This is a genomic window from Bacillus cereus group sp. BfR-BA-01380, assembly GCF_022663535.1.
GTDB classification, from domain to species: Bacteria; Bacillota; Bacilli; order Bacillales; family Bacillaceae_G; genus Bacillus_A; species Bacillus_A cereus_BB.
The window spans coordinates 17,167-40,274 of record NZ_JAKUFS010000038.1; the positions used below are offsets into that span (position 1 = coordinate 17,167).

Below are 23,108 nucleotides of genomic sequence, written 5' to 3' on the forward strand. Positions count from 1 at the left end.
TATATGTAACTGAAATATAGGAGGTAATCTATTTTGATAGCGTCTATCGGTAAAATTTGTAAAATTCTAAATTGTTTCACTAATGATGAACCCGTATTGGGGAATTTAGAAATTGCAACAAAATTGAATATGAATCCAAGCACAATTCATCACCTTGTTCGCACATTATGCGAAGAAGGAATGTTAATTCAAGATGAGCAAAGAAAATATCGTCTGGGTTGGAAATTGTTGGAGTGGGGCAATCAAGTGATGTTTCAACAAGACATTTATAGCGGAGCAATTCCATTTGTAGAAGAGCTAGTACGAAAATTTAATGGAACGGTGCACATCGGTATGTTTGACCGTGGGGACGTTGTTTTTATTTTGAAAATATCATCAAAAGATTCTATTCAAATATCAACACATGTTGGATCTAGAAAGCCTGCTTATTGTACGAGTACAGGAAAAGTACTTCTTTCTTTTAATCCTTCTTTTGTTGAGCATGCTGTCAGAAATGGTCTTTTACCAAGAGCGCCGAACACCATTACCTGTATGAAACGGTTTCAAGAAGAATTGCAGGAAATTCGACGTCAGGGATATTCTATTAGCGATAACGAAAACGAACATGGTTTATATGGAATTGCAGCGCCTATTCGTTCTTATACAGGAAGAACGGTTGCAGCCCTTAATATTGTTGGGCCAATTTCTTATATGCAAGGAAGAGACCGGCAAGTTATTATTCGTAGCGTGATGAATACAGCACAAATGATTTCGAAAGAGTTTGGCTATTTAGATATTTAATGGCAGTTTCATCAAAGAGATGAGGAGGTATGAATCATCTATATACATGATGAAGGTGTACTGATATTACAAAAATCAGTTGTTGCAATTGGTGCCTTTGATGGTGTACATAAAGGTCATCAAGAAGTGATTCGTAAAGCGGTAGAGAAGAGTAGGGAACTTCATGTTGAAAATGTCGTGTATACATTCGATCCGCCGCCGCGTTCTTACTTTCAAGGAGCACGTGTGTTAACTCCAATTTCGGAAAAATTAAATCGATTCAATGAGTTAGGTGCAGATCATATAGTTGTCGTTCGCTTTGACCAATCGTATGTAACAAGGAAGGCTATTTGTTTCATTCAAGAGTTACAACGATTGCATCCAGTAGAAATTTTTGTTGGGGAAGATTTTCGGTTTGGAAAAAATCGTGAAGGTGATATAAATCTACTTGCAGATTACTTCACTGTTTCCATTGTCGAAACAGTTTGTTGCGAAGAGGGAGAACGTATTTCTTCAACAAGAATTCGTAATCAATTATGTCAGGGAGAATTACAGCATGCTCAACTCTTATTAGGGTGGCCGCCTGAAATAATGTAATTAAATACGAGGGGGAATAAGGATGTCGGGAACATTACAATCTTTTAATTTATTAAAATGGATTGATGAAAATAAGGAACTATTAAAACCACCGGTAAATAACAAAGTCATATGGCAAGATTCAGAGTTTATTGCAATGATTATAGGTGGCCCAAATAGAAGACGTGATTTCCATGTCGATCCTTCTGATGAATTCTTTTATCAAATTAAAGGGGATTGTTATGTGGAATGTATTACTGGGGAAGGAAAACGTGAAGTTGTAACGGTAAAAGAGGGTGATGTTTTTATGTTGCCAGCTATGGTGCCTCATTCACCTCATCGAGTTGCAAATACGTACGGTCTTGTAATTGAACGGAAACGCAAAAAAGGTGAATTGGAAGATTTTGTTTGGTTCTGTGATGAGTGTAATCACGAAATGCACCGTGTGCGTGTGCAATTAGAGGATATTGAAAAACAAGTAAAGGAAGCTATTTATAGCTTTAATTCTAATAAGGAAATTCGTGCATGCAAAAATTGCGGACATATTATGCCAGAAGAAGTGGAGGAATGGAAGTGCGAATAGATTTTCATACGCATATTATCCCTGAAACATTTCCGGATTTTGAAAAAAAATTTGGTGGAGGGCGTTGGCCGATATTGGAGCGTACTTGTACGTGCGGAGCTTCAATCATGGTTGGAGGGAAAAACTTCCGCGATGTTACAGATCAAGTCTGGTGTCCAGAAAAACGAATTGAAGATATGAATCGTGAAGGCGTGGATATTCAAGTTTTGTCTCCGATTCCAGTTACATTTTCATACTGGGCAAACCCAACCGAAGCGGAACAAATGTCACGTATTCAAAATGATTTTATAGCAGAAACAGTTGCACAATATCCAGATCGTTTTGTCGGTTTAGGAACAGTTCCTATGCAAGATGCTCCGACAGCAGTACGGGAGATGGAGAGATGTGTAACAGAATTAAAACTGCACGGAATTGAAATTGGAACGAATGTGAACGGTAAAAATTTAGACGATCCGTCATTTATTGAGTTCTTTCAAATGGCGGAACAATGGCAAGTTCCAATATTTATTCATCCATGGGAGACGCTTGGCCGTGATAGAATGCTGCATCACAATTTTATGTATACAGTAGGAATGCCAAGTGAAACAGCCCTTGCAGCTGCTACTCTAGTGTGGAGTGGTATTATGGAGAAATTTCCTAAATTGAAAATTTGTTTTGCTCATGGAGGTGGATCATTTCCTTATATTCTTCCTCGTTTAGACCAAGGATGGCATGTGTGGCCTCATTTAAGACTTACAACATATCCGCCAAGTTATTATGCAAAGAAATTTTATTTTGATTCTTTAAACTATGATCCAATCAATATTAAGTACATGATCGAGCGGTTCGGTCATGAGAAAATTTTTATGGGTTCTGACTATCCGTTTTTACTTCGCGAGATTCCTCCTGGAAAAGTAATCGATGAGACGCTCGAATTAACAGCAGAACAAAAAGCAGCAATGTTAGGTGGAAATGCTGCTCAGTTTTTAAATATCGATATGAAAAGAAGAGGTGTTGTTTATGCAGAAAGTGCAAACACCAGAGAATAAATTAGAAGAACTTGGTCTCAAGTTACCAGCACTTCGACCAGCTGTTGGGAACTATGTGAGCTGTGTGCGAGTGAAAGAGTTGTTGTTTACAGCTGGTCAAGGTGTTGATCAGTACCATGGGAAGTTAGGAAGAGATTTAACAGTGGAAGAAGGATATAAAGCTGCACAGCAATCCATGCTGAATTTACTAAGTGTTGTTAAGAAAGAGTTAGGTGATTTAAGTAAAGTAAAACGGGTTGTGAAGATTCTCGGTTTTGTAAATAGTACAGAAGATTTTACAGAGCAGCCGAAAGTCATGAACGGAGCATCAGATTTACTTGTGCAACTATTTGGAGAAAGCGGAAAACATGCCCGCTCAGCTGTCGGAATGGCGCAGTTACCAAATAATACAGCAATTGAAATCGAAATGATTTTAGAAGTTGCCGAATAGGAGGTTTGCTTTGTGAGGAAAGAACTGTTAACCGATAAGGTAAATGTAAAAGATGCCAAGCTGTTTATCGCTGGGGAATATATTGATGCTATTTCAGGTGAAACATTTGATACATTGAATCCGGCAACGAATACGAAACTAGCTTCAGTTGCACAAGGAAGTGAGGCGGACGCCAAACTTGCGATTGAGGCTGCGCAGCGTACGTTTGAGAGTGGCATCTGGAGTAAAATGCCTGTGGAAGAACGTTCGCATATTTTATGTAAGATGTCTGATTTAATTATGGAGAAGGTAGACGAACTTGCTTATATTGAAACGCTTGATGTAGGAAAACCAATTAAAGAGAGTAGAGGCTTCGATATTCCTCGAGCAGCCCATAATTTTCGATTCTTTGCAGAGATGGCAAAGTATATGGTGCATGAGCATTATGATCAACATCATGTAATGTCTTATGCAAAATATGCACCTGCTGGTGTAACGAGTTTAATTATTCCATGGAATTTACCATTTATGCAGATGACATGGAAAGCGTCTGCTGCTTTAGCATCTGGGAATACAGTTGTGATTAAACCAGCGTCATATACACCGCTAAGTGCGGTGATGCTTGGAAAGATTGCGAATGAAGCAGGGTTACCGCCAGGGGCTCTTAATATTATTACAGGACCGGGTAGTACTGTGGGCACTGCTATGACGACACATTCAGCTGTGCGGCGCATTTCTTTTGTAGGAGAAAGCAACACTGGGAAAACAATCATGCGAAATGCTTCGGAAAATTTAATTCCAGTCTCATTAGAATTAGGAGGAAAGTCAGCTAATATCGTTTTTGAAGATGCGAATTTAGATGAAGCAGTGCAAGGATCGATTGAGGCCATTTATCGCAACCAAGGAGAAATTTGTTTAGCGGGATCAAGGCTGCTCGTACAAGAGAGTATCTATGAACAATTTCTTGGAAAGTTTATATCAGCTGTAAAGAAAATTAAAGTAGGTAATCCCCTCGATGAAGACACAGACATGGGTGCACTTGTGTCAAAATCTCATTTGGAAACAGTAGATAAATACGTGGAAATTGGACTTTCTGAAGGAGCTAAATTAGCTTATGGAGGAAAGAGAGTAGAAGGATTAACAGCAGGGAACTTCTATGAACCTACTGTTTTATATGATGTAGATAATCATATGCGCGTGGCTCAAGAAGAGATCTTTGGCCCTGTTTTAGTTGTTATTCCATTTAAAACAGAAGAAGATGCAATTCGTATTGCAAATGATTCAATTTATGGTTTAGCGGGGGTCGTTTGGACAAATGATTTAAGACGAGCACAGCGGGTAGTTTCGGAAATTGATTCCGGACTATTATGGGTTAATTGCTGGTATATTCGCGATTTAAGAACACCGTTTGGTGGTACAAAAGCGAGTGGAATTGGAAGAGAAGGTGGGCGTCATAGTTTTGAGTTTTACACAGAAGCAAAAACAATTACGATGAAACTTTAATAAAAGAAAACCTACAAAAGCGGAGTGGATTAGCGTTTTCTGTGGGTTTTCTACAATGAGGTGAACAATGAATGAGAAGTTTAATTGCAAAATTAGCAGATGAGCTTTTACAGGCAGAACGTACTTGTGAACCGATTTCTGCTTTTACAGAATGTTATACAGATTTATCAGTTCGTGATTCCTATGAAATTCAATTAGAAGTTGTAAGCAGAAAGTTGCAGGAAGGTCGGACTATTATTGGGAAGAAAGTAGGACTGACGAGCGCAGCAATGCAACAGATGCTAGGTGTGAATGAACCGGATTATGGCCATCTACTTGATGATATGAAAGTGAATAATGGAGAAAAACTTTCTATAGATTCATTCGTTTCTCCGAAGGTGGAAGCTGAAATTGGTTTTATCCTGGAAGAAGATTTAGTCGGTCCTAATATTACATATGTAGATGTTTTGATGGCAACAAAATACATTGTTCCAACGTTGGAGATTATTGATAGTCGTATTACAGATTGGAAAATTAAGCTGGTAGATACTATTGCTGATAATGGCTCGTCAGCAAAAGTTGTTGTTGGTGAAAAGTTTTCTCTTTTACATGAAGTCAACTTACGTACGGCGGGTATGTCGCTTTACAAAAATGATGAGTTAATTGCAACAGGTGCCGGCGCAGCTGCTCTTGGTCATCCAGCACAAGCAATTGCATGGCTAGCCAATAAATTACATGAATTTAATATTTCACTGAAAGCAGGTGAACTCATTTTACCAGGAGCTTTATCAGCAGCAGTTGCAGTTTCTCACGAAGATACAATTACAGCAGAATTTGGTTCTCTCGGTTCGGTATGTGTACATTTTGCGTAATATTCAAATCATGCAAAGGAGTGAAGCGTAAGCATGGTGAAAGTGAAAGTAGCGATTGTGGGCTCAGGAAATATTGGGACAGATTTAATGTATAAGTTACAAAGAAGTGATGTACTAGAATTGACAGCAATGATTGGCATTGACCCTGAATCAGAAGGATTAAAGAGAGCGAAACAAGAGGGGTATGACATTTTTGATAATGGTATTCAGGCGCTTATTGATAATCCGAGTTTAGCAGATATCATATTTGATGCGACCTCAGCAAAAGCACATGTGCGACATGCAAAGATTGTAAGAGAGTTAGGTAAATTAGCTATCGATTTAACTCCTGCCGCTCGCGGGCCGTTTGTGTGTCCTGCTGTAAATTTAGGAGAATATTTAGAGGCTAGAAATGTGAATATGATTACATGTGGCGGTCAAGCGACGATTCCAATTGTACATGCAATTAATAAAGTAGCAGATGTTACGTACGGAGAAATTGTTGCGACGATTGCTAGCTTAAGTGCAGGTCCTGGCACTAGAGCAAATATCGACGAGTTTACGATTACAACGCGCCGAGGGATTGAAGAGATCGGTGGTGCTGATTGTGGAAAAGCTTTAATTATATTAAATCCGGCTGATCCACCAATCTTAATGAGAGACACAGTATATTGTGAAGTAACACATATGGATGAAGACGTCATTCGAAAAGCGATTTACAAAATGGTTGAAACCGTACAAAGATATGTGCCGGGTTATAACTTAAAACAAGAGCCGATGTTTGAGGGGAATCGTGTAACTGTATTTTTGGAAGTAGAAGGGTCGGGCGATTATTTTCCTCCTTATGCTGGAAACTTAGATATTATGACCGCTGCTGCTATGAAAGTAGGAGAAGATTATGCACGTCATATGTTGAAGTCAAAAGACAACGAGATGATTTCTAGCGAAGTGAAAGGGGTGTAACATATGAAACGAAATACGGATAAGCCAGTTAAAATTACAGAAGTATGTTTACGAGATGGCAGTCACGTTATGCGTCATCAATTTACAGAGGAGCAAGTTCGTACTGTAACGAGAGCATTAGATCAAGCTGGTATGCATTATATTGAAGTAAGCCATGGAGATGGATTAGGAGGATCGACGCTCCAATATGGTAAGTCACTTGTAAATGAAATGAAATTAATTGAGGCAGCAGTAGAAGAGTGTCAGCAAGCTACTGTAGCGGTGCTACTTCTTCCTGGCATTGGAACAGTGCATGAGTTAAAACAAGCAAGACGACTAGGAGCAGGATTAGTACGAGTTGCGACGCATGTTACAGAAGCGGATGTTTCTGCGCAGCATATTCAATTCGCACGCGAACTTGAAATGGAAGTATGTGGATTTTTGATGATGGCACACTCAGCGCCAGTTCAGAAACTTGTAGAACAGGCGAAACTTATGGAAAGCTATGGGGCACAAGCAGTGTATGTAACAGACTCGGCGGGAGCTTTATTACCAGATGAAGTTCGTGAGCGCGTTCGTGCATTGCGCCAATCTTTAAATATTGAAATAGGTTTTCACGGTCATAATAATTTATCACTTGCAGTTGCCAATACAGTCGCAGCAATTGAAGAAGGAGCGACTCGAATTGACGGCAGTGTACGCTGCTTAGGAGCAGGTGCTGGAAATGCACAAACAGAAGTATTGCTTAGTGTGTTACAACGAATGGGAATGGATGTTGGAATCGATTTGTATAAAATGATAGATTTAGCAGAAGACATTGTTGGTCCAATGTTACCGGGGCCTCAAGAAATTCAGAAAGGAAGTCTTGTAATGGGCTATGCCGGTGTATATTCTAGTTTCTTATTACATGCAGAGCGAGCCGGGAAAAAGTTTGCTATAGACCCACGTGATATTTTAATAGAGCTTGGAAAGAGGAAAGTAGTTGGCGGACAAGAGGATATGATTCTTGATGTAGCAGCAGAACTAGCAAAAGCAAAATTGGAGGTGTAATTTAAATGGTGCTTGTAAAAGGAGCGGATACAGAAATTATTGAATATTTGTTACATGCAGAACGAGAAGCACGTGAGGTTGTAAAGGTTACGGATCAATATCCAGAGCTAACAGTAGCAGATGCTTATGTACTACAAAAAAAATTGGTGCATCGTAAAATAGTAGAAGGTTCCAAGCGAGTAGGTGTAAAGCTGGGGTTAACAAGTAAAGCAAAACAGCAAATGATGGGAATTAACGAGGCCATTTATGGGTACTTAGTAAGTGATATGTTAGCGCTAGAGTGGGAGCCGGTCAAGTATGATCAATTCATTCATCCGAAAGTAGAACCAGAGATTGCGTTTCTTATGGGAGAAGATTTGCAAGGAACAAGTATTACGGCGGAAGATGTTATGAAAGCGACAAAATATGTAACGCCAGCTCTAGAAGTTATCGATAGTCGTTATTTAAATTTTAAGTTTACGCTTCCAGATGTAATTGCAGATAATTGCTCATCTGCACGATTTATTTTAGGAAGTAAATGGGTTAATCCAATGCGAGTGGATTTAGCAAAAGTCGGTATGGTCATGTCTAAAAATGGAGAGATGGCTACTGTTGGAACTGGAGCAGCTGTACTTGGTCATCCTGCTTCAGCAATTGCCTGGGCAGTGAATAAGCTTGGCATGCAAAATGAAGGATTAAAAAAAGGTGATATTGTTCTGAGTGGAGCTTTATCAGAAGCCATTGCTTTTCAAGCAGGTGATTCTATAATTGCGCAGTTTGATGGACTGGGAAGCGTATCGATGTTTTGTAAATAAAATGTAAAGTGAGAGATTGATATGCCCATTGTACAAATTCAAATCCTTCAGGGAAGGGAACAAAAACAAATACAGCATCTCATTATGAATGTAACGGATGCTGTAGCAAAAAGTTTGGAAGTAGATATAGAGCGTGTACGTATATTAGTTACTGAAATCCCTGATACACATTGGGGTGTTGGAGGAAAGCTAAAAAGCGGTGTGGAAGAATACTAATTCAACAAAAAACAGTAGCCACTTGTATGAACATGATTGGCTGCTGTTTTTTGTTGAAATGTATATGTAGTTTGTTTTCATTCGAATAAAGGAATTAACGGGTTCTTCACATGTTCTGTCAATAAAGTATGGAGCTGTCCGCGATGATGGTAAAAATGAGCAACAATTTCAAGTAACCATTCAAAACGGGAATAAGAAACGCCCCAATAGGAATGTGTGATTTCTTCAAGCTCTGCTAAGGAGTATGCTTGAAATGTTTTAGCAAGAAGATGGAAACCTTCTTTCATTTTCTGTTGTACTTCTTCAAGTGTGTGCGGCGTATGTTGTTTGTAAAATGTATCTAACTCTTCCTTTGATGCTTCGTTTAAAATAAGAAAATCCGCATGGCAAATCAGAGATAGATGCATACAAATTTCAAAGAGAGATCGTTTATTTTCGAGCGGTCGTTGCTGTAATTCATCGTAAGTAACTTGATCTAACATCTGAATTGTAGAATCAATCGCAATTTCTAATTGGTGCAGTGCTGCTTGAACAAACATTGTATTTCCCCTTACATCTGTTTATAATAAGATTTTAAGGATATTATATCATACTTAAGATTCTGAAGATTCTAGTAGTTTGACTAGGAAAATGAAAAGTATTATAGTGTAAAAGTCCTATCGAACGATAAATAGAATGGGATTATTCAGTTAGGAGTTAAAATAATGATTTCAAGATACGGAAGAAATACAATTGCTGAAGTTAATTTAGATGCTGTAAAATATAATGTAAGAGAATTTAAAAAACGTGTAAACGATGAAAATATTGCAATGATGGCAGCTGTAAAAGCAAATGGATATGGTCATGGTGCTATTGAAGTTGCAAAAGCGGCGATTAAAGCGGGAGTAAGTCATCTTGCAGTTGCTTTTGTGGATGAAGGAATTGAACTTCGGGAAGCGGGTATAACAGTACCGATTTTAGTTTTGGGCTATACACCGGAGGAAGCTGTAGAAGACGCAATTGAATACGATATTATGATGACTGTATACAGAATTGAAGATTTAAAAAATATTGATCGCATAGCAGAGCGTCTGCAAAAGAAGGCGCGTATCCAAATAAAAATTGATACAGGTATGAGCAGGATTGGTTTACAAGAAGAAGAGGTGGTACCGTTTCTTCAAGAATTGAAAGAGATGCAACATGTAGCAGTAGAAGGAATGTTTACACATTATTCTACTGCTGATGAAGTAGATAAAGAATATACGTTGATGCAAAAAGATTTATTTGAGAAGGCTGTAAATATTGCAAAAGATATGGGGATTCATTTGCCGCTTATTCATAGCTCGAATAGTGCAGGAACAATGGAACTAAATAATGAATTTCAAAATATGGTTCGCGTTGGGATAGGAATATATGGGATGTATCCATCGAAAGAAGTGAATCATAATACAGTAACACTTCAGCCGATTTTAACATTAAAGTCCAAAGTGGCTCATGTGAAACGAGCTAAACAAGGAAGAGGGATAAGCTACGGCAATACGTATGTTGCGACAGGGGAAGAGTGGGTTGCTACGATTCCAATCGGATATGCAGATGGATTTAGTCGTCGATTGTCAAGTAAAGGGTATGCGCTTATCAATGGTGTGAGAGTACCTATTATTGGCCGCGTTTGTATGGATCAGCTCATGCTCGATATAACAAAAGCGATGCCGGTACATGTTGGAGATGAGGTTGTCTTTTATGGTAAGCAAGGTAATGAAGAGATTGCAGTAGAAGAAATTGCTGATATATTAGGGACAATTAACTATGAAGTAACGTGTATGTTAAATCGCAGAATTCCGCGTGTATATAAAGAAAATGATAAAATTGTTGGTGTTGTAAATCCATTAAGAAGAAAATGATGCATAAATAATTAAGACCTTACTTTCTCAACGTTACACCCTATATAGAGAACAAAGAAAAGGATAGATAAAGTGAAACTATAATCAGTGGGGGTTTTCTTCATCCCCCACTGATTATCAGCCCTCACTAATCGGGCTTTTACGGGCAGTTTATCTCCCACCTAACTTCTTAAGAAAAGCGGAAGCGGCTCGTTCAGAATCGCAGGACGCCCACACCCCTGACAGAGAGGCGCTTTTTGCCTCGTCCGAGGGGGCGAAACGGCCGGAGATTCTAGCCGCTAGAGCTGGACAATGCTTTCGCTGAATTTTGAGGTGGGAGTATTACTGCCCACAAATAGCGGGATAAAGCAGAGACTACGTAAATAGACGAAACTAATAAGAGGATATTATGTTCAATATATGAGCATATATCCTCTTTTCTTATACATATTAGATTTGTTATTTAGACATTGAAAATATAGTTTAATATGATGACAATATTATGGAGGTACAAAATGATTGAGTTCATCTGTAATAAACATTCATCTAGAATTCTTTATGCGAATATGAAATAATCAAAGAATAATCGAATTACTCAACAAAAGAGCGCGATTGTGGAGTAACACAGGCAGAAAATGATCAAACTTTTTTATAAAACCGAAACATAAGCCTGCTGGATAAGAATTCATTTTGATTCTCACTAAATGGGGTATCGCCCCATCGCCATCAAGCTAAGAAATACAAATACCTCCAAAACGAGAAAATTGACATCTTCATGTGAAAATGTACAATTTTTTGTTTTGGGGTGTTATAAAATTCTTAAGTTGATGGGCATGTGGTGAGACTCATAAATGAATTTGCTATATAAATAGAGTCCTATATTAATAGGACTCTATTCCTCATTTTTCAATCTACAGCTGATGATTTTTTAAATTTTTTGAAGTAATTTGCAAGCTTGTAGAACAAATCGAAATATCATGCTTTCACACCAAATAACAAACGGAAAAAGTGCTTTAGATTTATTTCTCAGGATACCGTTCTTTTACAAGTTCTTCGATGTTATTACCTTTTTTGATTTCTTCTGATGATAATCAGTTTTTATATTGTTCAATTATTGATTTTTAGTAACAACTCTTCTTTTGTTATAACTTTTTGAACATCTTTAGTGTAGTCGTAGAAATTTCAAAAAACACATTCACATATACCCTCTTGTCCCACTTAGCTTGATGGGTATGGGGTATTGACGGCAAAACGCGGATTTTATACGCATAAAGATATGCAGGATTTCATGCAGGCTACGAAAACGGTTTAAACTGCTTAATGCTGTCGTGACGTGGACGTATGAAATCTTGCATACAGCGGAGGGAACAGAAGGCTGGAAAACTCTTGATATGAACGGATTTCTGGGATTTGATTACTGCTGATAATGTTACGTTATGTTAACTGAATGTGTATAGGTTATACATACGAAGAAATTAAAGTTATGATGAAATTAAATTATTTAGAAATCTTTCTGAAGGAGGAAATACCGTATGCAAAAATTAACTAACAAAGAAATTGATTATATTTTAAAACAATTAATGATAAATGATTTGAAAGAATTCATACATGTTGGAGAAGGTGCATGGCATGAAGTGTATAGAATAAAAACATTTTCAAATCAAGATTTTGTCATAAGGATTAAAAAAGAGAAAGCATATAACCAGCTTCAAACTTACACCAGACAGCAACTTCTTACAGAATATGAATCATCTAAAACATACTATAACCAAGCCAACAAATGTATTTGGAGAATATGCCCCACCAAGTTTAAATATTTCATTGATGAAGAAATAATATTTAATGTAGAAAGCTTTATGGGAAGTAGTCTACCGCTACATAGCTTAGGATATAACAAATCATTATACTTAGGGCAGTTGTTGGGGAAATTTTATAAAGAGATGCACGATAGGGACACTATGCTGAAGGGGTATGGAAATTTAGTATGGAGCGAAAACAATGTAGAGGGTAAGGAAGCATTAGATATTCAAGAAAAATGGGAGCAAGATAATGATTTTTATCTTAAAGCATTAGAAAAGCTAAGTAACTCAGAGTTAACATTCAATCGAGAAAAGGTTGAATTAAAAATACAGAATATCATTTCTGCCCGAAGAAAAAGGATACAAAAAATATCTTTAGTTAATCAAGATGTTACCCCTGAGAATATAGTATTTCACCAGGATAATGTTTCCATTATTGATCCATATCCTAGATTAGATTTTGATGTAAAGTATGCTGGTTATTTTTACTTTTGTTATAAACTTCTTCTCCCTTCTTATTCCAACGCTCCAAGATATATAGATAGAGAATACAATAACAATGTAGACATATTAAACAGAATAGCAGAGGGTTTTGTTAAAGGGTATGCAGGCAGTGACCACTCTCTATATAAAAGACTAATTGATGAATATATATTGTGGATCTTATTAGAAATTCATGAACATTATATGCTGTTAAAACAAGAGGATTTAAGTTATAAGGTTGAACAGCAAATGGGAAATAAGGATATTCTAAAACAGAGAATGGAAATGTATCTAAAAGAACTGGAAAAATTGATTGAAAATAAACGCTAGAACTTTATAGATTCTTTAATAGTCTTCTAAATACATTGAATCCCGATAATAGGACGTTATGTCAAAATTACATGTATACTACATTTATTTCACATTTTATCTATCTTATATAATGATACAATGAAGATAATATTAGGAAATTGTGAGGGTGATTACGTTGATAAAATTTGTAATTAGTTATGCTGCAAGTCTGTTTGCTTTTATTTTCGGATGGTTCTTAATTTCATATATTTTTAATCCTAGCTTTATTCACCCGAACGTTTTATTTGGATTCATTAAAACTATCGTCACTTATGGTAGTATACCAGCTCTTATAGCTTGTCTAATTGGGGAAGTCTTATATAGGAAAATCAAACGATGTAGAGAATTGCAATTTGGAATTCCTGTATTTATAGGACTAGCAGTTATCTATACACTTACACCATTTCTTTTTATGTTTACTTTTTCTTTTTCACATTTCTTTTATTTCGTTGCACCTGTTATTATGGGGTCCTTAGCTTTTTATTTAGTACGTAGAAACTTCCGTTAACGAATCTTATGTCATCAACGCTTACGATAAGATAGCTAAATGCAAAAAAAGTAAAATTGCGTTTAGGGGATACTTCAAAACCTTAAGTCGATGGGCATGTGTCTGTACGCCATTAATGATTCAGAAGGATTTATGAAATAAAAAGATGAATATATATTTAAATACAAATTCTATCTAAAGAAGGGTGATAAGAAGAAATGGATTATCTAACAGTCCCTGAGCTTTTTTTCTTACTATCTGTAGATGATGATACTCAAACTATACAACCTCCTTTACAATCAAATATAGAAATGTTCATTACAATAAACATATTGCTAGAACTTTACCTTCAAAAGTATATTTATATAGATCATGAATTTATTGTACATAGGACTAGTAAGTCATCTGATATCCCTTATTTACAACATACCTTAGATGTAACAAAACATTTAGACGACAATCACAATATAAGAATGTGGATACTAACAGTTTGCGGAAAACAACGATTAAGTCACAAATTATATAATTCTGTTTTAGATTGTATACAACAAAAAAAACAAATAAAAGTAATTGAAAAACGAATATTAGGTTTATCATTTCAAAAACGTTACATATGTCTTCAAACCAAAGAACAAATCCTTACCCTCTTACGAAAAAGAGCTTCAAAAGGAGGAACACAATACTTATCTATGTTAACCCTTTTCCTAGCCATGGATTTGAACGAACTTTTAAAAGATGCAATGTTTCAAAATGATTATGAATATCTAATTCAATTAGAAGAATACAATAAACAATTATCTGAAATTAAATTCATACAAAAGCTAATAACAAACATTAAAAACACTTTGCCTACTCTTTTAATATGGAAACATGCCCCATTTTCAGGTATGTAAAAAAGGTAAACATCTGATTATCTAAATCAGATGTTTCTTATAGTTCACATACCCCATCATTATCAGTAGTCAATAATGAATAGAATTTTCGTTATGGGGGATTTTTACTCTTTAGGTTGTTGGTTATGTGGCGATTAAGCTAAGATTTTGAAGTACCCCCTAAATGAAAGTTTTCTTTCTCTATAGTTAGTTATTTTGAGAAGGCAGCTCATTTTTTCATTTTAGGGGTGTTTACTTTTCTTAAGTTGATGGATATGCAGCTTTTATTGTGACATTGTTACTTATGATTACTTTACGATATTATTTCCGTCAACATCTTTCTACCATCAATCCAGGTACACTCAATATGTTAATATTCTTAATTGCGATTTGTTATTTAATTCCTTGGAGAATCGCTTGTTATATAAAATTTAAAAGAATTCTTAAATTGAAAAATCAAATTAGCAGCTAATAAAAAAATCTCGTTTTGGGGAGAACCTGCTTTCTTGGCTTGATGGGCATTTGGCGGTATCCCTAAATAAGGGTTTGCAAAACATTTTTGAACAACCTTTATTCCAAAGCAACACGCTACACATATTACTCGTTATAGTCGTACTTAGGGTTAACTTCAATTTTACCCTGGTGCTTAATGACTTCGAATATATCTCCCATTTCTGCTTTCTTAAATGTTTTATTACCTACATATATTTCTTCTAGCTTACCGTCTACCATGACCATAAGAGCGTTTTCCCTAAAGATTATATCCTCTTTATATATATTTTTGTTTATGATAACTGCTTGTTTATGTTCACCATTCTTTAGTAAATCTCTATCTATTAACCCTTGACCTACTATTGTGATGTATGAAAAATGGGCGCATATTAGAAAATTTAATAGTCAACTTAATAAGTACTCTGACATATATTGTGCATATACGGTATACACAATTAGTAAGGAGGTTCTGTATGCTGGCATTAGACATTAGAAATGTAAATAAGAAATATCAAAATTTCGAGTTAAAGGATGTATCGTTTCAACTGGAAAAGGGTTATATTATGGGCTTTATCGGTGCCAATGGCGCAGGAAAAATAACCACCATTAAATCGATCTTGAACATGATTCATCTTGATAGCGGCGAGGCACGTATTTTAGGCAAGAACATTGCCGAACACGATATTGAATTGAAACAGGAAATCGGATACGCATTTAGCGGCATTGACTTTTATACTCGAAACAAAATAAAAACGTTGACCAATGTGATTAAGAAGTTCTACACGAATTGGGATGATGAAACCTATTACAACTATTTACGAAGATTTAAATTGGATGAAAACAAAAAAATCGTTGAATTGTCGACGGGGATGAAGGTAAAGTACAGTTTGGCCCTTGCCTTATCCCATGGGGCGAAGCTTCTCATCCTAGACGAACCGACAAGCGGACTCGATCTAGCGGCAAGAGTGTTCGTTATTGTCATTCTCGAATTATTGCATATTGTTAGTGCAATTATCTTTGGAATGTTTAATATTCGCTTATATCCGAATCAAACTTACTATCTCTTCGCATCGCACATGGGTTTCTGGGGACTATGTTTTGTCATGCTTGCGATCTTCAATATTATCTTTATTTCCGTATATTACTATATTGCGTATAAATATAGTGAAGCAACCTTCGCATCCGTTACAGCCGCCATGGTTTTTGCCGGAGTTGCACAATGGATCGGAATCCAGAATTCTTTTGTGTTTGACATTTTCAATGGTAGCGGTGCTGACAATATGGCGCTTCAAATATCCATCCTGATCGCAGGAATCGTGATATTTATTTCATTCACCATGATTGCTTATCGAATTGCGTATAAGCGATTCCTACAAGTGGAGATACAATGAACATAGCAATTTCGAACACATCTGAAAAGCCAATTTATCAGCAGCTTTTCGAACAAATCAGCGCCCAAATTTTGAAAGGCGAATTAGAAGGCGGCTATTGTTTAACACCAATTCGACAAGCAGCCAAGGAACTTCGTGTTAGTATCATCACCGTAAAGAAAGCTTGGGAAGAACTCGAACGATGCGGCTTGATAAATACAATAACGGGTAAAGGGTGCTTTGTAGCCGAATTCTCATCCGATGAGATACTGCGAATACGCAACGAAATGGTCATAAAGCAAATGGTTAGCGACATTTCATACTACAAATCCTTTGGTCTTACAATAGAAGAAGTTACTGAACTTTTGAAGAAGGTTTATACAGTGTGAATAAGACGTTGTGATACGAAATGTGTTCTTTTTGCGCAGGAATCCCAAAGAAGCCCATTATTTTACGGGTGTGCTTTTGGTTTTTGAGTTAGATCAGTCAGGCAACTTTGCTTTGTGTATGGATCATTCAATTTTTAAAAATCTGTCCAACAATCGGGACAGATTGTTGAACAACAATTAAAAGGGCGATACATGACTAATATGTATCGCCCTTTATTTTTTATGACTTTTTACGATTTAGGTCTTGATCATATATATCTACTTTATCCCGCATTAACGGGCAGTAATACTCCCGCCTCAAAATTCAGCGAAAGCAAAGAAGTTAGGCGGGAGATAAACTGCCCGTAAAAGCCCGATTGGTTCAACTAATAATCAGTGGGGGATGAAGAAAACCCCCACTGATTAAAGTTTCACTTTATCTATCCTTTTCGTATAGCTTAAGAATTTTCTATTTTAAATTCTCTTCTGTAAGTAATAGTGAGTATGTCCTTTTGGGAAATCTTCTATAACACCATATACTTCATAACCATGCTTTTTATAAAATTCAGGTGCTTGGAAACTAAAAGTATCAAGTTTGATGAGCGTGCAATCTGTTTCTTTCGCTATTCGTTCAGCTTCTAATAGAAGTTTACTGCCATAACCTTGGTGACGCAGGCTATCATCGACCCATAAAATATCAACATGTAGGCATTGCCAAAAAATAATACCGATTAAACCAGCTACGATTTCTTCATCATCATTTTTCACTGTTAAACAGACATTTTTTAGAGGTGATGGTTTACTTTCTGCAACTTGCGAGTTATTGAAGGAAATGAGTTGTTTTCTAATATAATCGCTGTCCTTTTTACTCCATTTGTTTTGAATTTGCATAGTCTAGTCTCCTTTTTATAGCGTGTTGTGTGTGAATTAAAAGAAAGATGGGCGTTCTATTCATCTATATAAAGTCATTTTAATTTTCCTTTATTGAAAGATTTACTATATTTCCAGTTTTATGACTTACTCTTCTTATTATCGTATATCGACTTTCCTAGGATTAAGATAAAGAAAGTTAATATAGACAGTAAAGGTTTCCCAACAATTAAGAAAAATAGTCCTACTGTGGGTATGAGTAATAGATATATTATTGCCAGTTCTTTTCACCTCTATTGACAGATTATCTATTTAAGTCTTTGTTTCCAACATAAATTAAAAATAAACATAATAGAAAAATACCTATTGCTGTTAGTATAATATCTTGTTTATCTTTACCCTCTCTATGTCTTTTTACGATTGCTAAACACACCGAACCAGTCAAACCTAAACACGTCATGATTATATCCATCAGTTTAAACAACCCCTCTATTGGTATCTTGTATACTTCTTATTCTGCTATAACAATTACTAAGACCGTCAAAATATGTCGTTTTAGCACAACAGGTAGTAAATGATAGGAGAAGAAAACCCCCACTGATGGAAGTTTCATTTTATATAGACTTGTTTATCTGAAAATTCTCTCAAAATAATTATACTATATTTATAGAAAGAATAGGAAAAAAGTAGTAAATTAAAACCAAGCGTTTTTCAATAACTGAATGGCATAGGGAATATCAGTTATGGATATCCCTCCAAATCCCATCAATACGTAAGACTCATTCTGAAAATTATTTATCATATCATACGGAGATAAAGGATATACTTTCACGCTTTGTTCTGCTGCTTTATTTATAAGCTCTTGTTCATTCATCCCGTTATGAACGTGTAATACAATATGAAGACCAGACTGAGAACCAATGATATCGACGGAAGAGCCCATTTCTTGTTGAATGGTATGTATGAAAAAGTGATGTTTCTTTTTATATACAGTACGAATTCGGTTTAAGTGCCGCTCCCAATATCCTTCTTTCATAAATGTTGCAAATGTAAGTTGCTGTATTTTGGAGACGGTTTGTTTGAAAATGGTTCCATCATGTTCATAGTTTGCTAGTAGAGTTTGCGGAAGAACCATGTAACTCATTCGAAATGAAGGTAAAAATGATTTTGAAAATGTGCCCATATAAATGACACGCCCATTAGTATCTAACCCTTGTAAGGAAGGAATCGGTTTTCCTATGTAACGAAATTCACCGTCATAATCATCTTCTATAATGTACCCGTTATTGTCGTTAGCCCACTTCAGTAGTTCCATACGGCGGGAAAGTGGCATAATCATTCCATATGGAAATTGATGAGACGGTGTTACATATGCGATATTCGCATCACTTTCATATAAAGAAGAAATGTGAATCCCTTTTTCATCTAGAGAAATTGGTTGTATCTGTAATCCGCAACTTTGCATGACAGCTCTTACGCGGTGGAAGCCGGGATTTTCCATTGCATAAATGTTCTCATAACCAAGTAATTGTAAAAGTAACCAAAGAAGTGGCTGTGTACCCGCTCCAATAATAATTTGTTCTGGAGTAGATTGAACACCGCGTGCTTGATAGAGATAACGAGAAATTTCAGAACGTAGTTGCCATTCACCTTGAGGGTCTTCTTTTGTAAACAAATCATTCTCAAATTCTAAGAGACAATTATTTGTGATCTTTTTCCAAGTAGATAATGGAAAGGAAGAGGCATCAATGCTTCCTTGACTGAAATTGAAACGGAAATTCTCCTGAATAGATTTTCTTCTACTTACTATATTTTTATTATTTGTTGTTCGAATCATATCGTAATCTATACTCGCCGCAAATAAACCACGTCTATGTTTACTCTCTACATATCCTTCAGCTATTAACTGTTGATAGGCATATTCCACTGTATTACGGCTTACATTAAGCTGCAAAGATAAATTCCGATGAGATGGTAGGCGGCTACCGGCTTCAATACCTCCTTGTAAGATTTCTTTTTTCATATAGTTATAAATTTGTATGTAAAGAGGTATTTTACTTTTTGAATCTAATGGGATGGTAAGCTCCATTGGTATCAACCTTTCAAACTGCCCCTGTAAAAAAGAAAAAAACTGTCACTTATAAAAGGGGTATGTAATTTTTATAATAACAATCATAAAACATTTTGAATTTTTGATAAAGTGAAACTTTAATCAGTGGGGGGGCTTTATCCTCCACTGATTGTTAGCTGAACCAATCCGGGCTTTTACGGGCAGTTTATCTCCCGCCTAACTTCTTAAAAAAGGCGGAAGCGGCTCGCTCAGAATCGCAGGACGCCCACGCACCCGACAGAGAGGCGCTTTTTGCCTCGTCCGAGGGGGCGAAACGACCGGAGATTCTAGCCGCTAGAGCTGGACAATGCTTTTGCTGAATTTTGAGGCGGGAGTATTACTGCCCGTTAATGCGGGATAAATAGTTGGAGGGAAAGAATATGAATACACATGTACAAGAGGTAAAAACAGAGCAAGAATTTTGTAGAGTGTTTCCAGTATTACAACAACTGCGACCTAAACTTACTAGAGAAGAAGCGCTGTCTCTTTTAGAAAGGATGAAAGAAGAAAATTACCGCCTATTTGCTTTGTATAATAATGAAGGGGAAGTAGTGAGTTTAGCAGGAACGGCAATTTGTACAAATTTTTATAATAAGAAACATGTTTTTATATATGATCTTGTTACAGCAGAAGCACATCGTTCAAGAGGATATGGGGAGAAACTACTCTCCTATATTGAGGAGTGGGGCAAAGAAAATGATTGTTCTTGTGTTGTATTAACTTCAGCGTTTTCGAGAATAGATGCCCATCGTTTTTATGAGAGAGAAGGGTATGAGAAGGTGAGTTATTCGTTTTGGAAGGAAATAAAATAAAGCAGGGGGAATCTCCTGCTTTATTTTATACAAAGAATTTGCTTTACAGAGAAGAAGACTGCTTAATAGCAATTGTTCCATGTGTTCCTTTTGTTAGAGTAGAAGTGGGATTTCCGTTGAAATCCCGCTTTGTTACGACTTCAGGTGGTAAGAAAAAGTATAGAATGATGTTTGTCGTAATAATGATACATAGCAAAATGAAACCGAATTTATTTTTCATGTAAATTCCTTTTTTTACATATTTGCAGGAGACCGATAAGGATGTTCAGGTTTGTTAGCGAAAGTGAAGGCGTGCTCATCCTTTCTGTATTGGGATGTTTCTTTTTGTTTTTCAATTTTTTTAACAGAATAATCTTGTTTTGCTAAAGCATCTTGAATTCCTGTTGTCATTAGTTTCAGTATGAGGATAGTCAGAAATAGAGCTGCAAGTGTGCTAAAAACAATCCATATAGAAACATTTAGTTCGAAATAGTTGAGACCAACAAGTCCTGCCCAGTCATTAGAAAGTGAAATAAATTTATCTTCTCCTAAATCTGCACTTTTCTTTTGTACTCCTCCGATAAATTGCCTTACTAGTGCAAGATGGGTAACTAAAAGAAGGGTTTGGATAATATTTTGCATAAACAATAAGAAGAGGCGATCTTTAAATAATACGCGTAAATGTGTACGAACAATGTGTATGCGGTTTGCTCCCATTAGTTGTGAACTTAAAATATATTCTTGTTTCATAAATTCATCAATTTCAGAAGATACATATGTCGTTATAGTAGGTAAAACAACAAGGACGAGAACGATAGCTTGATAAAATAGAAGAGAAAAGTTGACCTCGAGTTTACTATCTAAGTTTGAAAAAATCATTTTGTTCATAGGCTGCATTAATATATATGCAACGAAAACAGTTGGTAAATAATAAAATACTTCTGTACATGTTTTTACAAAAGATTTTAATCGCGTTACATATAAGCTTAATAACACACCAAGTATTGTACCAAGTAAAACACGTAATAGACTAATTCCAATTGCGAATAAAATGGTAAATTTTGCTCCATCTAATATTTGAAAGAAGATAGATTCCCCGAAGCGATCCGAACCAAGCGGAGGCATTTGCTTTGGTGGAAATGGTGAAGCGGCAATTAATTCTCCATTCTCATCGTATAACAACCTCATTGGCTTTAAAGTGTCTTCTTTGAAGTAGAAGCCATAAATAAAACTAGCGATGACAAGTACGACAATATATGTTAATCCCAATACAAAACGTTTTGATTTCCAAATAGCCTTCATATAACCTCTCCATTCATTTGTGTTTGCCATCTTTTCATAAAATAAGAACAAATTTGAAACAAAAGGTAAAAAGGCATAACAATCATTAAAAGTACAATAAATGTAATGGATGGTGAAAAATGATTTGTGAAAATAAGGAATTGAATAATACCTGACATGTGAAACACGCATTCTAGTACGAATAAATTGGAAAGTAAAAAGACAAAAATCATTTTTGAATGATGGAATAGGTGAATGAAAATATTTTTAAATAAATGTATACGGATGATATAGCTTGATGAAAGGCCTTTCCCATAGGCAACTTCAACATACGGTTTTATACGCTCTTCCTCTATGTACAATATCATCATTCGGAACATTTGAATCGTAGGGAGTATGGACAAACAAATAATAGGTAGTATATATGCTTTCTTTTCATTGAGTGTCATAATATGTACGGGCAATTCACCTGTTTGACGAAAATACCACATAAAAAACATTTGTATACAGATCATAATCATTACATCCGGGATGGCTTCCAATACGAAAGCAGTGCGCTGAATCATATTTTTAATCCACTTTGATGATAAAAAATAAAAATATGCAATACTTACTGCAACAAATATAGAAAGAAATAGGGCAGCAAATAAAATCGTAAATGAATACATGTATGGTTCTAATACACTAGGAAACAAGGGAACTGTTTTCAAGTTACCTGTGGATGCAGGAATTTGAAAAGTAAGCGATTGTAAAGAAAAAATTTGTTTACCCATATTAGTAATGGCGTGTATGAATTGGCTTGGTTGAAATGAAATGTTCCTGCTTTCGCTTATAAATAGGGCTGGGATGTTTAGTAGAATAAGTAATGTAATGAAAACAGTTAGTAGTTGTATAGAAGATTTCCATAGCTTCCTTAACATAAAATCCCTCCAAGAACACATTTTTACAATATTATACAAAATATTCGGCGTATTGTTTTGATTTTTCAGAAAAAATATTATAATAAATGAAACTAGTAAAAAATATAATGTATATCTAGTTCGTGTCAACTACCCACCACTTAAACGCTAACACGTTTTGAAGTGGGGGCTTGAAACAAGTCCTGGTTGTCTAGCCTCAGTCTTTTGTGGACTCCGTTCGTAGGTTGCATACCCAAGAATGATTCCCTAGTTCTTGGCTCTGTAACAGTTCTGATTGGGAAGGAACGGTCAACCACAAGCCTTCTTGTATAAGAAGTTGAGGGCACCTACAAACATTATTGAAGGGAAACAAACTCTTAGGAGGG

Annotated in this window: 25 protein-coding genes and 1 pseudogene; 19 read left to right on the forward strand and 7 right to left on the reverse strand. The window is 36.0% G+C overall.

The window, feature by feature from the left end; genetic code table 11:
• The first annotated feature begins 33 nt into the window (after positions 1–33).
• From MR076_RS23740 to MR076_RS23790, 11 genes are all read left to right on the forward strand, one after another.
• A complete protein-coding gene (locus tag MR076_RS23740) occupies positions 34–780 on the forward strand; it encodes an IclR family transcriptional regulator (protein ID WP_242224776.1) in 747 nt (248 codons plus the stop codon).
• 33 nt (positions 781–813) lie between these two features.
• Positions 814–1,356, forward strand: coding sequence for an adenylyltransferase/cytidyltransferase family protein (locus tag MR076_RS23745; protein ID WP_242224824.1), 543 nt, complete (start codon positions 814–816; stop codon positions 1,354–1,356).
• 22 nt (positions 1,357–1,378) lie between these two features.
• The gene (gene nbaC, locus MR076_RS23750) at positions 1,379–1,918 is read left to right on the forward strand and encodes a 3-hydroxyanthranilate 3,4-dioxygenase (protein ID WP_242224777.1); all 540 of its coding nucleotides are present in this window, start codon (positions 1,379–1,381) and stop codon (positions 1,916–1,918) included.
• On the forward strand, positions 1,903–2,946 hold the full coding sequence (locus MR076_RS23755) for an amidohydrolase family protein (protein WP_242224779.1): 1,044 nt from the start codon (positions 1,903–1,905) through the stop codon (positions 2,944–2,946). The genes nbaC and MR076_RS23755 overlap by 16 nt, the downstream gene beginning before the upstream one ends.
• Positions 2,918–3,376 carry a RidA family protein gene (locus MR076_RS23760; RefSeq protein ID WP_242224781.1) on the forward strand — a complete coding sequence of 153 codons (459 nt, stop codon included), beginning with the start codon at positions 2,918–2,920 and terminating at the stop codon, positions 3,374–3,376. The genes MR076_RS23755 and MR076_RS23760 overlap by 29 nt, the downstream gene beginning before the upstream one ends.
• 12 nt (positions 3,377–3,388) lie before the next feature.
• On the forward strand, positions 3,389–4,858 hold the full coding sequence (locus MR076_RS23765; RefSeq protein WP_242224782.1) for an aldehyde dehydrogenase: 1,470 nt from the start codon (positions 3,389–3,391) through the stop codon (positions 4,856–4,858).
• 71 nt (positions 4,859–4,929) lie between these two features.
• The gene (locus MR076_RS23770; protein WP_242224784.1) at positions 4,930–5,709 is read left to right on the forward strand and encodes a 2-keto-4-pentenoate hydratase; all 780 of its coding nucleotides are present in this window, start codon (positions 4,930–4,932) and stop codon (positions 5,707–5,709) included.
• A gap of 33 nt (positions 5,710–5,742) precedes the next feature.
• Positions 5,743–6,651 carry an acetaldehyde dehydrogenase (acetylating) gene (locus MR076_RS23775; RefSeq protein ID WP_242224786.1) on the forward strand — a complete coding sequence of 303 codons (909 nt, stop codon included), beginning with the start codon at positions 5,743–5,745 and terminating at the stop codon, positions 6,649–6,651.
• A 3-nt stretch (positions 6,652–6,654) separates the two neighbouring features.
• Entirely contained in the window at positions 6,655–7,680 is a 1,026-nt protein-coding gene (gene dmpG / locus MR076_RS23780; RefSeq protein WP_242224788.1) for a 4-hydroxy-2-oxovalerate aldolase, read from the forward strand.
• Positions 7,681–7,685: 5 nt separating this feature from the next.
• A complete protein-coding gene (locus MR076_RS23785; protein ID WP_242224790.1) occupies positions 7,686–8,474 on the forward strand; it encodes a 2-keto-4-pentenoate hydratase in 789 nt (262 codons plus the stop codon).
• Between the two features lie 21 nt (positions 8,475–8,495).
• Positions 8,496–8,690 (forward strand): 4-oxalocrotonate tautomerase, encoded by a 195-nt coding sequence (locus MR076_RS23790; protein ID WP_242224792.1) that lies wholly within the window; start codon positions 8,496–8,498, stop codon positions 8,688–8,690.
• 77 nt (positions 8,691–8,767) lie between these two features.
• Here MR076_RS23790 and MR076_RS23795 read toward each other — a convergent pair whose 3' ends face one another.
• A complete protein-coding gene (locus MR076_RS23795) occupies positions 8,768–9,229 on the reverse strand; it encodes a DinB family protein (RefSeq protein WP_242224794.1) in 462 nt (153 codons plus the stop codon).
• Between the two features lie 165 nt (positions 9,230–9,394).
• Here MR076_RS23795 and alr point away from each other — a divergent pair, with 165 nt between their 5' ends.
• From alr to MR076_RS26895, 5 genes are all read left to right on the forward strand, one after another.
• A complete protein-coding gene (gene alr / locus MR076_RS23800) occupies positions 9,395–10,570 on the forward strand; it encodes an alanine racemase (protein WP_242224796.1) in 1,176 nt (391 codons plus the stop codon).
• A gap of 1,511 nt (positions 10,571–12,081) precedes the next feature.
• Positions 12,082–13,161: a hypothetical protein gene (locus tag MR076_RS23805; RefSeq protein ID WP_242224798.1), complete on the forward strand. Its 1,080-nt coding sequence runs from the start codon at positions 12,082–12,084 to the stop codon at positions 13,159–13,161.
• 148 nt (positions 13,162–13,309) lie between these two features.
• Positions 13,310–13,690: a hypothetical protein gene (locus MR076_RS23810; protein WP_396021732.1), complete on the forward strand. Its 381-nt coding sequence runs from the start codon at positions 13,310–13,312 to the stop codon at positions 13,688–13,690.
• Positions 13,691–13,887: 197 nt separating this feature from the next.
• Positions 13,888–14,562 carry a hypothetical protein gene (locus MR076_RS23815; RefSeq protein ID WP_242224800.1) on the forward strand — a complete coding sequence of 225 codons (675 nt, stop codon included), beginning with the start codon at positions 13,888–13,890 and terminating at the stop codon, positions 14,560–14,562.
• Between the two features lie 268 nt (positions 14,563–14,830).
• Positions 14,831–15,013 carry a CcdC protein domain-containing protein gene (locus MR076_RS26895; RefSeq protein ID WP_396021733.1) on the forward strand — a complete coding sequence of 61 codons (183 nt, stop codon included), beginning with the start codon at positions 14,831–14,833 and terminating at the stop codon, positions 15,011–15,013.
• 125 nt (positions 15,014–15,138) lie between these two features.
• On the opposite strand, the gene MR076_RS23820 is transcribed toward MR076_RS26895, so the two are convergent.
• Entirely contained in the window at positions 15,139–15,279 is a 141-nt protein-coding gene (locus MR076_RS23820; protein ID WP_242224802.1) for a hypothetical protein, read from the reverse strand.
• A gap of 227 nt (positions 15,280–15,506) precedes the next feature.
• Here MR076_RS23820 and MR076_RS23825 point away from each other — a divergent pair, with 227 nt between their 5' ends.
• Positions 15,507–16,424 (forward strand): ATP-binding cassette domain-containing protein, encoded by a 918-nt coding sequence (locus MR076_RS23825; RefSeq protein WP_242224804.1) that lies wholly within the window; start codon positions 15,507–15,509, stop codon positions 16,422–16,424.
• Positions 16,421–16,792 carry a GntR family transcriptional regulator gene (locus MR076_RS23830; RefSeq protein WP_242224813.1) on the forward strand — a complete coding sequence of 124 codons (372 nt, stop codon included), beginning with the start codon at positions 16,421–16,423 and terminating at the stop codon, positions 16,790–16,792. The genes MR076_RS23825 and MR076_RS23830 overlap by 4 nt, the downstream gene beginning before the upstream one ends.
• Positions 16,793–17,245: 453 nt before the next feature.
• On the opposite strand, the gene MR076_RS23835 is transcribed toward MR076_RS23830, so the two are convergent.
• Together MR076_RS23835 and pdxR are read right to left on the reverse strand one after the other, a co-directional pair.
• On the reverse strand, positions 17,246–17,662 hold the full coding sequence (locus MR076_RS23835; protein WP_242224815.1) for a GNAT family N-acetyltransferase: 417 nt from the start codon (positions 17,660–17,662) through the stop codon (positions 17,246–17,248).
• A gap of 673 nt (positions 17,663–18,335) precedes the next feature.
• Entirely contained in the window at positions 18,336–19,730 is a 1,395-nt protein-coding gene (gene pdxR / locus MR076_RS23840; protein WP_242224817.1) for a MocR-like pyridoxine biosynthesis transcription factor PdxR, read from the reverse strand.
• 401 nt (positions 19,731–20,131) lie between these two features.
• Between pdxR and MR076_RS23845 the strand changes: the two genes are divergently transcribed.
• Positions 20,132–20,563, forward strand: a complete 432-nt coding sequence (locus tag MR076_RS23845; protein WP_242224819.1) for a GNAT family N-acetyltransferase — start codon at positions 20,132–20,134, stop codon at positions 20,561–20,563.
• Between the two features lie 82 nt (positions 20,564–20,645).
• On the opposite strand, the pseudogene MR076_RS23850 reads toward MR076_RS23845, so the two are convergent.
• The 3 genes and pseudogenes from MR076_RS23850 to MR076_RS23860 form a co-directional block, all read right to left on the reverse strand.
• A pseudogene (locus tag MR076_RS23850) lies at positions 20,646–20,783 on the reverse strand (DUF1648 domain-containing protein); the annotation flags it as partial.
• A 14-nt stretch (positions 20,784–20,797) separates the two neighbouring features.
• Positions 20,798–21,844, reverse strand: coding sequence for an ABC transporter permease subunit (locus MR076_RS23855; RefSeq protein ID WP_242224820.1), 1,047 nt, complete (start codon positions 21,842–21,844; stop codon positions 20,798–20,800).
• A complete protein-coding gene (locus tag MR076_RS23860; RefSeq protein ID WP_242224822.1) occupies positions 21,841–22,743 on the reverse strand; it encodes an ABC transporter permease subunit in 903 nt (300 codons plus the stop codon). The genes MR076_RS23855 and MR076_RS23860 overlap by 4 nt, the downstream gene beginning before the upstream one ends.
• Positions 22,744–23,108: the final 365 nt, after the last annotated feature.